Source organism: Citrobacter sp. Cu233 (assembly GCF_030332225.1).
In the GTDB taxonomy this organism is placed as follows: domain Bacteria; phylum Pseudomonadota; class Gammaproteobacteria; order Enterobacterales; family Enterobacteriaceae; genus Citrobacter.
The window spans coordinates 104,653-118,205 of the sequence record NZ_JAOWIF010000044.1; the positions used below are offsets into that span (position 1 = coordinate 104,653).

General features: G+C 53.9%; 12 protein-coding genes. 5 read left to right on the forward strand and 7 right to left on the reverse strand.

The window, feature by feature from the left end; all coding sequences use genetic code 11:
• Positions 1–16 precede the first annotated feature (16 nt).
• From hslU to priA, 5 genes are all read right to left on the reverse strand, one after another.
• Complete coding sequence (gene hslU / locus OGX95_RS22695) at positions 17–1,348, reverse strand: ATP-dependent protease ATPase subunit HslU (RefSeq protein WP_003028803.1); 1,332 nt, start codon at positions 1,346–1,348, stop codon at positions 17–19.
• 9 nt (positions 1,349–1,357) lie between these two features.
• Positions 1,358–1,888 carry an ATP-dependent protease subunit HslV gene (gene hslV / locus OGX95_RS22700; protein WP_003028805.1) on the reverse strand — a complete coding sequence of 177 codons (531 nt, stop codon included), beginning with the start codon at positions 1,886–1,888 and terminating at the stop codon, positions 1,358–1,360.
• 92 nt (positions 1,889–1,980) lie between these two features.
• Entirely contained in the window at positions 1,981–2,958 is a 978-nt protein-coding gene (gene ftsN / locus OGX95_RS22705) for a cell division protein FtsN (RefSeq protein WP_286631054.1), read from the reverse strand.
• A gap of 93 nt (positions 2,959–3,051) precedes the next feature.
• Positions 3,052–4,077 carry a DNA-binding transcriptional regulator CytR gene (cytR, locus tag OGX95_RS22710; protein WP_286631055.1) on the reverse strand — a complete coding sequence of 342 codons (1,026 nt, stop codon included), beginning with the start codon at positions 4,075–4,077 and terminating at the stop codon, positions 3,052–3,054.
• A gap of 156 nt (positions 4,078–4,233) precedes the next feature.
• The gene (gene priA / locus OGX95_RS22715; protein ID WP_286631056.1) at positions 4,234–6,432 is read right to left on the reverse strand and encodes a primosomal protein N'; all 2,199 of its coding nucleotides are present in this window, start codon (positions 6,430–6,432) and stop codon (positions 4,234–4,236) included.
• 204 nt (positions 6,433–6,636) lie between these two features.
• Here priA and rpmE point away from each other — a divergent pair, with 204 nt between their 5' ends.
• Positions 6,637–6,849, forward strand: coding sequence for a 50S ribosomal protein L31 (gene rpmE, locus OGX95_RS22720; RefSeq protein ID WP_094761941.1), 213 nt, complete (start codon positions 6,637–6,639; stop codon positions 6,847–6,849).
• A gap of 52 nt (positions 6,850–6,901) precedes the next feature.
• On the opposite strand, the gene metJ is transcribed toward rpmE, so the two are convergent.
• On the reverse strand, positions 6,902–7,219 hold the full coding sequence (metJ, locus tag OGX95_RS22725; protein WP_048213988.1) for a met regulon transcriptional regulator MetJ: 318 nt from the start codon (positions 7,217–7,219) through the stop codon (positions 6,902–6,904).
• Between the two features lie 265 nt (positions 7,220–7,484).
• Here metJ and metB point away from each other — a divergent pair, with 265 nt between their 5' ends.
• The gene (gene metB / locus OGX95_RS22730; protein ID WP_286631057.1) at positions 7,485–8,645 is read left to right on the forward strand and encodes a cystathionine gamma-synthase; all 1,161 of its coding nucleotides are present in this window, start codon (positions 7,485–7,487) and stop codon (positions 8,643–8,645) included.
• 2 nt (positions 8,646–8,647) lie between these two features.
• Positions 8,648–11,080, forward strand: a complete 2,433-nt coding sequence (gene metL, locus OGX95_RS22735) for a bifunctional aspartate kinase/homoserine dehydrogenase II (protein ID WP_286631058.1) — start codon at positions 8,648–8,650, stop codon at positions 11,078–11,080.
• Between the two features lie 38 nt (positions 11,081–11,118).
• Here the strand turns inward: metL and OGX95_RS22740 are convergent, their stop codons facing one another.
• Entirely contained in the window at positions 11,119–11,490 is a 372-nt protein-coding gene (locus OGX95_RS22740) for a carboxymuconolactone decarboxylase family protein (RefSeq protein WP_286631059.1), read from the reverse strand.
• An 89-nt stretch (positions 11,491–11,579) separates the two neighbouring features.
• Here OGX95_RS22740 and OGX95_RS22745 point away from each other — a divergent pair, with 89 nt between their 5' ends.
• Positions 11,580–12,488, forward strand: a complete 909-nt coding sequence (locus OGX95_RS22745; protein ID WP_286631060.1) for a LysR family transcriptional regulator — start codon at positions 11,580–11,582, stop codon at positions 12,486–12,488.
• A gap of 157 nt (positions 12,489–12,645) precedes the next feature.
• Positions 12,646–13,533, forward strand: a complete 888-nt coding sequence (gene metF, locus OGX95_RS22750; protein ID WP_286631061.1) for a methylenetetrahydrofolate reductase — start codon at positions 12,646–12,648, stop codon at positions 13,531–13,533.
• Positions 13,534–13,553: the final 20 nt, after the last annotated feature.

Genomic DNA, 13,553 nt, shown 5'->3' on the forward strand with positions numbered 1-13,553 from the left:
AATGCATTGAACGCGATTATAGGATAAAACGGCTCAGATCTTCATCTGCGACCAGCGCATCCAGATGTTTGCTCACATATTCGGCATCAATTGTGATGCTTTGACCGTTCAAATCGCTCGCATCATAGGAAATATCTTCCATCAGACGCTCGAGAACGGTATGCAGACGACGCGCACCGATGTTTTCGGTGGTTTCGTTAACCTGCCAGGCCGCTTCGGCAATGCGTTTAATACCCGATTCGGTGAAGTTGATGTCCACACCTTCGGTTGCCATCAGCGCTTTGTACTGCACAGTGATAGAGGCATTCGGTTCGGTCAGAATACGCTCGAAATCGCTGGTGGTCAGTGCTTGCAGCTCCACACGGATCGGCAGACGGCCCTGCAGTTCCGGGATCAGGTCAGACGGTTTGGCCACCTGGAATGCGCCGGAGGCGATAAACAAAATGTGATCGGTTTTCACCATACCGTGTTTGGTAGAGACGGTGCAGCCTTCCACCAGCGGCAGCAGGTCGCGCTGTACGCCTTCACGGGAAACATCCGGGCCAGAGGATTCGCCACGCTTACAGATTTTGTCGATTTCGTCGATAAACACGATCCCGTGCTGCTCAACGGCGTCGATTGCTTCCTGTTTCAGCTCTTCCGGATTGACCAGTTTGGCCGCTTCTTCTTCAATCAGCAGCTTCATCGCGTCTTTGATTTTCAGCTTACGCGGTTTTTGTTTCTGACCGCCCAGGTTCTGGAACATGGACTGTAGCTGGCTGGTCATCTCCTCCATCCCCGGAGGCGCCATAATTTCTACACCCATCGGTGCGGCAGCGAGATCGATTTCAATCTCTTTGTCGTCCAGTTGGCCTTCACGCAGTTTTTTACGAAATGCCTGGCGTGCAGCAGAAGGTTCCTGAGGCTGTTCTGACTGTCCCCAGTTATTTTTGGCTGGCGGGATCAGTACATCGAGAATACGTTCTTCTGCCATTTCTTCTGCGCGGAAGCGGTTTTTCTCAATCGCCTGAACGCGAACCATTTTGATGGCGGCATCGGTCAGATCGCGGATGATGGAGTCAACTTCTTTACCCACATAGCCGACTTCAGTGAATTTCGTTGCTTCAACTTTGATGAATGGCGCATTGGCCAGTTTTGCCAGACGGCGGGCGATCTCAGTTTTACCGACACCGGTTGGGCCAATCATCAGAATGTTTTTCGGTGTAACTTCATGGCGCAGCTCTTCGTTGAGCTGCATGCGGCGCCAGCGGTTACGCAGTGCGATCGCCACGGAACGCTTAGCATTGTCCTGGCCGATGATGTGCTTGTTCAGTTCGCTGACAATTTCGCGTGGGGTCATTTCAGACATGGGGGATCCTTACGCTTTGGAGTTCAATTCTTCGATGGTATGGAAGTGGTTGGTATAAATGCAGATATCCCCTGCAATATCCAACGCTTTCTCAGCAATTTCGCGTGCGCCAAGCTCGGTGTTTTCCAGCAGAGCGCGTGCTGCAGCCTGGGCGTAGGGACCGCCGGAGCCGATGGCAATCAGATCGTTTTCTGGCTGAATGACGTCACCGTTACCTGTGATGATGAGCGATGCTGTTTCATCTGCAACGGCCAGCAACGCTTCGAGTTTGCGCAGCATACGGTCGGTACGCCAGTCTTTAGCCAGCTCAACGGCGGCCTTAACCAGGTGACCCTGGTGCATTTCCAGTTTGCGTTCAAACAGTTCAAACAGCGTGAATGCATCCGCAGTACCGCCCGCAAAGCCCGCAATGACTTTGTCGTTGTACAGACGGCGGACTTTTTTCACGTTGCCTTTCATTACGGTGTTACCCAGTGTGGCCTGACCATCACCGGCGATTACCACATGGCCGTTACGGCGTACGCTTACTATTGTTGTCACGAGCAGACCCCTTGGTTACAAATGCAGAATACAGGCCCCGCACAGGTGTACGGGGCGTAATGCAAGTATAGATGGGGGAGATTTTGGGGGTTTCAACCCCCAGTGGCGAGTCGAATGCAGTTTGTATGGCCGGCAACTTTCAGGCGACTGATGGTGTTGTCGGCATTTTCCTTGCCTTTCACCGGGCCAATCACCACGCGATTCCAACCGTTATTAGTGGTAATGCGGGAATTGAAGCCCTCAAAGGCCAGTTGAGCACGTACTGTTTCTGCCTGCTCAGCGCCTTTGAATGACCCGCACTGAACCATCCAGCGGCGTTCATCTTTTTTCTCTGCCGTCTGTTTTGGCGGCTGTGTCTCATTCGTTATTGGCGCGGCCGGTTGCGTTTTAGGCTGTGCGGCAGTGGTGTGCGCTGGCGTCTGCAGCAGATCCTGGTACGGCTGCTGGGCCACCGGTTTTGGCTGCGTCTGGCGCGGCTGTTGTACCGGTGCGGTTTGCGCTGTACGCGTTTGTGGCTGCTGGTAAGGCTGTTCCGTTACCCGCGTTTGCTGCTGCCGAGCCTGCTGCTGCGCGTTGTTCCACTGTTGTTGTTGCACCTGACGCTGACGCTGCAGCGTTTGCTGGCGCTGTTCAGGTGTTTGTTCGTTCCACGGTACTTCGTTGAGCTGTGTAGGCTGTTGACGCATATCGGCCTGCATTTGCGCCAGCAACTGGCGCTGCTCATTGGTCAACTGATCGGCGTTAAGCACTTCGCCACCCGCAGAGGGTTCGGTAGGCGCACGCACGCCTGGCTGACGGCTTTCCAGCTCCTTGATATAGCGCCAGCGTTCTTCCGGTTTAGGCGGGATGCCATTACCGGTGACTTTCTGGCTTTGCAGCGTCTCGGACTCTTCTTTCTTGTGATGCGTAATGAAGTACAGACCACCGATAAAGGTCACGAGTACGGCTGCAGCAATAGCGACCATAGCGGGGGATACCGCTGGCGTACTGCGTTGCTTTTTCCGTGATGTGCTCTTTTTGCGCCGCGAAGGTGCCGGTTGGCCGCGACGTACATAATCTCGTTGTGCCACTATCGTTTCGCTGTATTTATTCGTTCGTCAGCCCGCCATGTTACTTAAGCGACGGGCCTTTGACCAGACAGGGGAGTCCGAAAGCACTTTACTTTAAGTCAGTGCCCGGGTAGTGCCCCGAATTATAAGTTCACAGTCCAGTAAACGTGAACCACTGCTGACGTTCTGCCCTTGAAGCTGATCGAGCAGTAACAGCATAGCTTCGCGTCCGATATCGAAACGCGGCTGTGCGACGGTTGTCAGGGGTGGATCACAAAATTCCGTCAGTGAAATATTATCGAAGCCAATGATAGATAAATCATCCGGTACTTTTAAGCCCTGACGTTTGGCGTAAGAGAGCGCGCCAAGCGCCATCACATCGCTGTGACAAAAGACCGCGGTCGGAGGTTGCGGTAGTGCAAGCAGCTGTTTTAACGCGTTAGCGCCCGCTTCATAGGTGAAATCACCGCGCGCGATGAAGTGTGGGTCTACCGTAATTCCACTGCGGCGTAGTGCCTGAACATAGCCTTGCAGGCGGTAGTGGCACAGCGGCATATCCTCTGGCCCGGCAATACAACCAATGCGCTTATGCCCCAACTCCAGCAGGTAATTCATCGCGTTAAAGGCAGCAGTGAGGTTATCAATGTGAACGGTAGGCAGTTCCAGCTCTGGCGCAAATTCGTTGGACATGACCATCGGCGGTAAATTGCGCTGTTCTTCCACGCTGGCATCAAATGGCAGGCGTGAGCTAAGCAGGACCATACCATCTATCTGCTTGGTAATAATGAGGTTAAGAAAGGTCTTTTCCTGCTGATTCTGGTGCGCGCAATCGCCGATAAGTACCAGGTAACCTTGTTCTGCGGCAGTGACTTCTATGCCACGAATCACTTCGCTAAAAAAGGGATCGCAGATATCCGGCACAATCACCAGAATGGTACGTGATTCATTTCGTTTAACGTTCCGTCCCATCGACTGGGGTAAATATCCCACTTCCAGAGCTGCCTGTTCGACCCGGTTACGGGTGGACTGAGAGACTTTGTCAGGGTTCATTAATGCGCGGGATACGGTTGCCGTTGAGACTTTCGCCTTCAGAGCAACATCTTTCATCGTAGCGGCGGCAACCTGCTTGTTCGGTTTCACTCTTTCTCCTCGCCAGGGTGCAGCTGGCACAGACCTGTCCCTGGATAACCTTCATCTGAAACATTTTTATCAGATAGTGAATAGAAGCAGTTACAGAATTTTCATAAAAAGTGTGATGGATCTTGAATTTTACGATCCGCCTCGCATCATGAGGGGTTATCCCTCGATGGGATCGACATCCAACACCCATTTCACCTTACGTGAATCGGGTAGCGTATTGATCAACGCCAGCGTTCCGCTGACGATATGCTGTAGGCGAATGCGTGACGGATGTTGCAACAAAATTTGCCAGCGATAGCGACCGCCACGTTTGGGGGCCAGCGCGGGAACCGGGCCTAACACCCAGAGTTTGTCATCAGCTAACGGGCTGGCCTGAATCAGGTTTCGCAGCTGTTGTAAGAACATTGGCGCATGCTGATTGTTATGATCTTCTGCCCGCACGATCACGTGGCTGGTCCACGGTGGAAGCTGCAGCGTTTGCCGTTCGGCCAGTGCCTGTTCGGCAAAGGCGTCATAACCTTTATACAACAAGGTTTGCAGTAGCGGATGTTCAGGATGGTGCGTTTGCAACACCACTTCGCCTTGTTTACCGGCACGCCCAGCGCGTCCGGAAACTTGGGTATAAAGTTGGGCGAAGCGTTCAGCCGAACGGAAATCGGCAGAGAATAGCGCCCCGTCAACATCCAGTAGTGCAACCAGCGTGACATCCGGAAAGTGGTGGCCTTTCGCCAGCATTTGTGTGCCGATAAGAATGCGAGCGCCGCCGCGATGGACTTCTGCCAGGTGCTGCTCCAGCGATCCCTTACGGCTGGTGGTGTCGCGATCGATACGCGAAATCGGCACGCCGGGGAAAAAGGGCGCCAGAGCTTGTTCCAGTTGCTCGGTGCCGAGTCCTACCGGCACCATGTGCGTAGAGCCACAGGAGGGGCACTGGCGCGGTATCGGGCGCTGGCTGTCGCAATGGTGGCAGCGCAGGTGATGCTGCGCCTGATGCAGCGTGTAGTAGTGATCGCAGCGTGGGCATTCGGCAATCCAGCCACAGTCGTGACACAGCAGCGCAGGTGCAAAACCCCGACGATTAAGAAACAAAATTACCTGATTATCTGCCTGCAAATGCTGACGCATGCGGGTAATTAGCGCCGGAGCCAGTCCGGCCTGCACGTGCTGGCCCTTTAAATCCAGCACGTGCTGAGTGGCAGGGCGCGCGTTTCCGGCTCGACGCGTCAGGCGCAGCATGCGGTATTTGTTCTGCCGCACGTTGCACAACGTTTCCAGCGCGGGGGTTGCTGAACCGAGAATAATCGGGATCTGTTCGCTGTGGGCGCGGTAAACCGCCAGATCGCGGGCATGGTAGCGCCAGCCTTCCTGTTGCTTGTAGGAGCTGTCATGCTCTTCATCGATGACAATTACGCCGAGGTTTTTAAATGGGGTAAACAACGATGAGCGCGTGCCGATGACTATTGCCGCTTCGCCATTTTTGGCTTTCAGCCAGGCCGAAAGACGTTCGCTGCCATTTAAACCCGAGTGCAGGACTTCGACCGGGGCATTGAAGCGTTCGCGAAAGCGGGCAATGGTTTGTGGCGTCAGGCCAATCTCCGGCACCATTACCAGTGCCTGTTTGCCCTGGGCGAGAACATTTTCCAGCACGCTTAAATAGACTTCTGTTTTGCCGGAACCCGTCACACCTGCGAGCAACCAGGCGCTAAAACTGTCCGACGCGCTATGAATGGCCCCAACGGCGGTAGCCTGTTCCGTGTTCAGGCGCAGTCGTTCACCAGAGACGGCGTAGTGGGTACGCCAGTCGCTGAAACCTGGCGTTTCACTCGCCAGGGAGCACAGGCCTTTTTTACGTAGTGCCTGTAATGCCGCATCGTTAAATTCAAGTTTGCCCACCCGATCGCGCCAGATTTTTCCCTGACGCAGCGCAGCCAGCGCCTGCTGCTGCTTTGGAGAGCGCTTCAGACTGTTGAGGTCAATGACCTGGCCTTCCTCGGTGGCGAACCAGTACCACATGGGCGTGTTGGCGGCGGGTCTGCCCTGGCGCAACAGGATTGGCAGGGCATGGAACAGCACATCGCCAATGGGATGATGGTAGTAATCAGCAGCCCACAGCAGTAAACGCCAGACGGAGGTCGAATAGACCGGTTCGCTGTCCAACACCTCGCGAACGGCTTTCAATTCGTTGAGCGGCAACTCGCTTTGCTCGCTGACTGACAGGACGATACCGACGCGCTCCTGTTGCTTGCCAAAGGGCACGCGTACGCGACACCCGGCTTTGGCGCTCATACCTTCCGGCAGGAGATAGTCAAAGGTACGAGGTAGCGGAACGGGTAAGGCAACATGCGCAACGGGCATTGAATCATCCTGACTTGAAATCTGGCGGGTTAGTATACACATTAGTGAAGGGTAGAATGCGGATCAGTTTGCATGAGCAGGTTAATTTCTGTATGATTCGCCGCCTTTGATACAAATTTGTATCACTGACCTATACTATTAACATCGCGTGGTGTCTGGCGTTAGGGCTGGAAGAGCGACGCGGCCTTAAACCGAGGTTTTCCCATGAAAAAAGATATTCACCCGAAATACGAAGAAATTACTGCAAACTGCTCTTGCGGTAACGTCATGAAAATCCGCTCTACCGTCGGTCACGATCTGAACCTGGACGTGTGCGGTCAGTGCCACCCGTTCTATACTGGCAAGCAGCGTGATGTTGCTACCGGTGGCCGTGTTGATCGCTTCAACAAGCGTTTCAACATCCCGGGCAGCAAATAAGTTTATGCTGTCAAAAAAAAGCGCCTTCCGGCGCTTTTTTTGTACCTGTAAATCAGTACTCCCACGTCTCCGGGTCGATCCCCAGTTCACGCATGATGATCTTCGCCTCTTCCGGGATCTCATCACTGCGCTCTTTGCGTAGATCCTCGTCGTTTGGCAACGGTTGCCCGGTAAAGGCGTGCAGAAACGCTTCACACAGCAACTCGCTGTTGGTGGCGTGGCGCAGGTTATTCACCTGACGACGCGTGCGTTCATCGGTAAGGATTTTTAACACCTTCAGAGGAATGGAAACCGTAATTTTTTTGACTTGCTCACTCTTCTTACCGTGCTCAGCGTATGGGCTGATATATTCGCCGCTCCATTCAGCCATGAGATACTTAATCCTCTTCGTCATTAATATTGAGGCCAGAACCTGAGCCCGGACCATAATTGCGCGTAGTTTATCGTAGTGGCGCGGCCCTGACACGAAGTTAGCCGACGCAAATGTACGCTAATGCATATAATTTTAACGGCTATTTCCTTTTTGCTCAATCTATACGCAAAGAAGTTTAGATGTCCAGATGTATTGACGGCTATTGTAACAATGATTACTCTGGTGTCTGACTTTTCACCGACTCAGCCAGGATCTCCTCAATATGACGCGTAAACAGGCCACCATTGCAGTGCGTAGCGGATTAAATGACGACGAGCAGTACGGTTGCGTTGTCCCACCGATTCACCTCTCCAGTACCTATAATTTCACCGGTTTTAATGAGCCTCGTGCTCATGACTATTCACGCCGTGGCAACCCGACGCGTGATGTGGTTCAGCGTGCGCTGGCGGAGCTGGAGGGGGGCGCTGGTGCAGTGCTAACCAATACCGGCATGTCGGCGATTCATCTGGTGACTACGGTGTTCCTGAAGCCTGGCGATCTGCTGGTCGCACCGCACGACTGTTACGGTGGTAGCTACCGCCTGTTTGACAGTCTGGCAAAACGTGGCTGCTATCGTGTGCTGTTTGTCGATCAGGGTGATGATCAGGCGCTGAAAGCGGCGTTAGCGGAAAAACCAAAGCTGGTACTGGTCGAAAGTCCAAGCAACCCGCTGCTGCGCGTGGTCGATATTGCAAAAATCTGCCAACAGGCGCGTGAGGCTGGCGCGGTCAGCGTTGTCGACAACACTTTTTTAAGCCCTGCACTGCAAAATCCACTGGCATTGGGCGCCGATCTGGTGTTGCATTCATGCACGAAATATTTAAACGGTCACTCGGATGTGGTGGCTGGCGTGGTGATAGCGAAAGATCCGGAGACGGTCACTGAGCTGGCATGGTGGGCGAATAATATTGGCGTGACCGGCGGCGCATTTGATAGCTATCTGCTGTTGCGTGGCCTGCGTACTCTGTCGCCGCGTATGGAAGTGGCACAACGTAATGCTCAGGCTATTGTGGACTACCTGCAAACCCAGCCGCTGGTGAAGAAACTGTATCATCCGTCACTGCCGGATAATCAGGGGCATGAGATTGCCGCGCGTCAGCAAAAAGGGTTCGGCGCGATGTTGAGTTTTGAACTGGATGGCGACGAGCAAACATTGCGTCGCTTCCTGAGCGGGTTGTCATTGTTTACGCTGGCGGAATCATTAGGGGGCGTTGAAAGTCTGATCTCCCACGCCGCGACCATGACACACGCGGGTATGGCGCCAGAAGCGCGTGCTGCTGCCGGAATTTCTGAAACGCTGCTGCGTATCTCCACCGGTATTGAAGATGGCGAAGATTTAATTGCCGACCTGGAAAATGGCTTCCGGGCTGCAAACAAGGGGTAAACATGAGTGTGATTGCGCAGGCAGGGGCGAAGGGTCGTCAACTGCACAAATTTGGTGGTAGTAGTCTGGCAGACGTGAAATGTTATTTGCGTGTCGCAGGTATTATGGCGGAGTACTCGCAGCCTGACGATATGATGGTTGTTTCCGCCGCGGGCAGTACCACTAACCAGTTGATTAACTGGCTTAAGCTAAGCCAGACCGATCGTCTTTCTGCGCATCAGGTTCAGCAGGCGTTACGCCGTTATCAGAGTGAGCTGATTAGCGGCCTGTTACCACCAGATGTGGCTGATGGGCTAATCGGTGCGTTTATTCACGATCTGGAGCGTCTGGCTGGATTGCTCGACAGCGGTGTGAACGAAGCCGTCTACGCCGAAGTGGTGGGGCATGGTGAAGTGTGGTCGGCGCGTTTGATGTCTGCTGTCCTTAACCAGCAGGGGCTGGAATCGGCCTGGCTGGATGCGCGTGAGTTTTTACGTGCTGAACGCGGTGCCCAGCCGCAGGTGGATGAAGGTCTGTCTTATCCGTTGCTGCAACAACTGCTGGCTCAACATCCTGGCAAGCGCCTGGTGGTTACCGGGTTTATCAGCCGTAGCAATGCGGGTGAAACGGTGCTGCTGGGGCGTAACGGCTCTGACTATTCAGCTACGCAGGTTGGTGCGCTGGCTGGCGTTTCCCGCGTGACTATCTGGAGCGATGTTGCTGGGGTTTATAGTGCGGACCCGCGTAAAGTCAAAGATGCCTGTTTGCTGCCGCTGCTGCGTCTTGATGAAGCCAGCGAGCTGGCGCGTCTTGCGGCTCCGGTTCTGCATGCCCGTACCTTACAGCCGGTTTCGGGTAGCGATATCGACCTCCAGCTGCGCTGCAGCTACACGCCGGATCAGGGGTCAACGCGGATAGAGCGTGTACTGGCTTCTGGTACCGGGGCGCGCATTGTCACCAGCCATGACGACGTCTGTCTGATTGAGTTTCAGGTTCCCACCGGCCAGGACTTTAAGCTGGCTTACAAAGATATCGACCAGATTTTAAAACGCACGCAGGTGCGTCCGCTGGCGGTTGGCGTGCATCCGGACCGTCAGTTGCTGCAATTTTGCTATACCTCCGAAGTTGCTGATGGCGCACTGAAAATTCTTGATGAAGCCGGTTTGCCGGGCGAGCTGCGTCTGCGCCAGGGGCTGGCGCTGGTGGCGATGGTTGGGGCTGGTGTAACGCGCAATCCGCTGCATTGCCACCGTTTCTGGCAGCAGTTAAAAGGCCAGCCAGTCGAGTTTACCTGGCAGTCGGAAGAGGGGATCAGTCTGGTTGCGGTACTGCGTACCGGTCCGACCGAAAGCCTGATTCAGGGTCTGCATCAGTCTATCTTCCGTGCAGAAAAACGTATAGGCCTGGTGCTGTTCGGCAAGGGGAACATTGGTTCACGCTGGCTGGAACTGTTCGCCCGCGAACAAACAACGCTTTCCGCGCGTACCGGGTTTGAATTCGTGCTGGCAGGCGTGGTGGATAGCCGTCGCAGCCTGCTGAACTATGAAGGGCTGGATGCCAGCCGTGCTCTGGCCTTCTTCGACGACGAAGCGGTAGAACAGGATGAAGAGGCGCTATTCCTGTGGATGCGTGCCCACCCGTATGATGATTTAGTGGTGCTGGATGTGACGGCCAGTGAACAACTGGCCGATCAGTATCTGGACTTTGCCAGCCACGGTTTTCACGTGATTAGCGCCAATAAACTGGCAGGAGCAAGCACCAGTAATAAGTATCGCCAAATTCATGATGCTTTCGAAAAAACCGGCCGCCACTGGCTGTATAACGCCACCGTGGGCGCAGGTTTGCCGATCAACCATACTGTGCGCGATCTGATTGATAGCGGTGATACGATTCTGTCGATCAGCGGGATCTTCTCCGGCACGTTATCCTGGCTGTTTCTGCAATTTGATGGCACGGTCCCGTTCACCGATCTGGTGGATCAGGCCTGGCAGCAAGGGCTAACTGAACCGGACCCGCGCGTCGATCTTTCTGGCAAAGATGTGATGCGTAAGCTGGTGATCCTGGCGCGTGAAGCAGGTTACGATATTGAGCCGGACCAGGTTCGCGTGGAGTCACTGGTGCCTGCGCACTGTGAAGAAGGTTCAATCGATCATTTCTTTGAGAATGGCGATGAGTTGAACGAACAGATGGTACAGCGTCTGGAAGCTGCGCGTGAAATGGGGCTGGTGTTGCGCTACGTGGCGCGTTTTGATGCCAATGGTAAAGCGCGTGTGGGTGTTGAAGCGGTCCGTGCTGAACACCCGCTGGCAGCGCTGTTGCCGTGCGATAACGTGTTCGCCATTGAAAGCCGTTGGTATCGCGATAATCCGTTGGTGATTCGCGGGCCGGGCGCAGGTCGTGATGTGACCGCCGGTGCTATTCAGTCAGATATCAATCGTCTGGCTCAGTTGCTGTAATCTTTGCTGCCGGATGGCTCATTCGCTGTCCGGCATCTTTACTGTTTCGCAAACACCTCTTTTGCGGCGAACAACCCGTTCAGTGCCGCGGGAAAACCTGCATACACTGCCATTTGCATAATCACTTCAACGATCTCATCCTGCGTTACACCAACGTGTAATGCCGCGCCAATATGCACTTTCAACTGTGGTGTGGCGTTGCCCAGCGCAGTTAATGCCGCGACGGTCGCTATTTCTCTACTGCGTAAATCCAGTCCCGGTCTTGAATAGATGTCGCCAAAAGGAAATTCCAGCAGGTAGCGGGCGAAGTCAGGTGCAATATCTTTCAGGCTCTCGACGACGGCCTCGCCCCCTTTACCATCCACTTTTTGCAACATCTCCTGACCCGTCATAAAGCGTTCTGAATTCATTATCTCTTCCTCGTGAGTGCGATGTATGCCATGAGGATAAGGGGCGCAGAACAATTGGGATAATACCGTTTCTGTGATACCTTTTCGGTATGACAACATCGCCATTACACTCTCTGGATATTCGTCTGCTGCGTTACTTTGCCGTAGTGGCGGAAGAGAACAATATGAGTCGAGCGGCACAGCGTTTGTTTATGTCGCAGCCACCGCTGAGTCGCCACATTCGCCAGCTTGAAGAACGCCTGGGGGTCATGCTTTTTGTCCGTCATACCAAAGGGCTGACGCTCACGGATGAAGGGGCGCGCGTACTGGAGATTATCCGCCCGCTGCTGGCACAGCAGGATGAAACCTATGCAGCATTGAGCAAGCTTGGACAAACCGGTACACAGTCGCTGCGCTTTGGCCTGACTACCGCGTTTGAGCAGGGTGTTTTTGCTGCGCTTGAGTCACAGCTTAATACGCGAGTACAGAAGCTACATATTGCTCGCCATAGTTCGCCTGAACTGGCACGCCAGGTGCGTCGGGGAAAGCTTGATGCAGCGCTGGTGGCGCTACCGCTTGAGACCACGGGGCTTAGCGTCACGTCTGTCGGTTGGCAAGAATCGATGATCGCCGCCTTACCCGCGATCTGGTCAGAGGCGGAACTGCCGACGCTCTCGTTAACGGCGCTGAACCACCGACTACTGTTCTGGTTCAAACGCGAACGTAACCCCGCTTTTTTTGATTACACCCGACACATTTTTTGTCGTGCTGGTTACTCTCCTGCCTGTCTTGAAGAACCACTGGAGCATGATGTGCTGTTGGCGCGGATCGCGCAGGGTGACGGTCTGAGTCTGCTTCCGGCCTCGTTTTCCGCTATCCAGCGTCAGGGGGTGATATTCCTTCCGCTTACCGATACTGAATTGCGTATTAGCACGGGGTTGCTGATGCTGCCTGAGAACGTAACAAAATTAGAGTGGTTGCAGACGGTCGTGATGCAATCCCTCATCATTTCAGGCTGATGTGAATATTTTTCACGTTGGCTGAGTATTCCTCACCTTTAGCGATGATTTTTGTGTTGACGCCAGCACGCTTTTCCGTCATTTTTACATCTAGACGTCTAAACGTATAGCAGTTCACAACACAACATATAACGACAAAAGATTGATGAGGTAAGGTATGAGCTTTTTTCACGCCAACCAGCGGGAAGCCCTGAATCAGAGCCTGGCAGAAGTTGCCGGTCAGATTAACGTTTCGTTTGAGTTTTTCCCGCCGCGCACCAGTGAAATGGAGCAAACCCTGTGGAACTCCATCGATCGCCTGAGCAGCCTGAAGCCGAAGTTTGTTTCCGTGACTTACGGGGCAAATTCGGGTGAGCGCGACCGCACGCACAGCATTATTAAAGGTATTAAGGATCGTACCGGCCTGGAAGCGGCCCCGCACCTGACCTGTATTGATGCCACTCGCGATGAACTGCGTACCATTGCCCAGGACTACTGGAACAACGGTATTCGTCATATTGTTGCCCTGCGTGGTGACCTGCCTCCGGGGGGAGGTAAACCAGATATGTATGCTGCCGATCTGGTGAGCCTACTGAAAGACGTCGCAGATTTTGATATCTCTGTTGCCGCTTATCCGGAAGTTCACCCGGAAGCGAAGAGTGCCCAGGCAGACCTGCTTAACCTGAAACGTAAGGTTGATGCCGGCGCAAACCGGGCGATCACCCAGTTCTTCTTTGATGTGGAAAGCTACCTGCGTTTTCGCGACCGTTGCGTATCAGCAGGCATCGATGTGGAAATTATTCCGGGTATCCTGCCGGTCTCTAACTTTAAGCAGGCAAAGAAATTTGCCGATATGACCAATGTTCGTATCCCTTCCTGGATGTCGACAATGTTTGATGGTCTGGATGATGATGCCGAAACCCGCAAGCTGGTGGGGGCGAATATCGCCATGGACATGGTGAAGATCCTCAGTCGCGAAGGGGTGAAAGATTTTCACTTCTATACGCTCAACCGCGCTGAGATGAGCTACGCTATTTGTCACACACTGGGTGTAAGACCGAATTAAACAGATGCCCCAGCCCTCTA

Excerpts from the sequence above, each read along its gene's own strand:
- metB (WP_286631057.1), top strand. The coding sequence starts at position 7,485 with ATGACGCGTAAACAGGCCACCATTGCAGTGCGTAGCGGATTAAATGAC.
- priA (WP_286631056.1), bottom strand. The coding sequence starts at position 6,432 with ATGCCCGTTGCGCATGTTGCCTTACCCGTTCCGCTACCTCGTACCTTT.
- OGX95_RS22745 (WP_286631060.1), top strand. The coding sequence starts at position 11,580 with ATGACAACATCGCCATTACACTCTCTGGATATTCGTCTGCTGCGTTAC.
- metJ (WP_048213988.1), bottom strand. The coding sequence starts at position 7,219 with ATGGCTGAATGGAGCGGCGAATATATCAGCCCATACGCTGAGCACGGT.
- metF (WP_286631061.1), top strand. The coding sequence starts at position 12,646 with ATGAGCTTTTTTCACGCCAACCAGCGGGAAGCCCTGAATCAGAGCCTG.
- OGX95_RS22740 (WP_286631059.1), bottom strand. The coding sequence starts at position 11,490 with ATGAATTCAGAACGCTTTATGACGGGTCAGGAGATGTTGCAAAAAGTG.
- hslU (WP_003028803.1), bottom strand. The coding sequence starts at position 1,348 with ATGTCTGAAATGACCCCACGCGAAATTGTCAGCGAACTGAACAAGCAC.
- rpmE (WP_094761941.1), top strand. The coding sequence starts at position 6,637 with ATGAAAAAAGATATTCACCCGAAATACGAAGAAATTACTGCAAACTGC.
- metL (WP_286631058.1), top strand. The coding sequence starts at position 8,648 with ATGAGTGTGATTGCGCAGGCAGGGGCGAAGGGTCGTCAACTGCACAAA.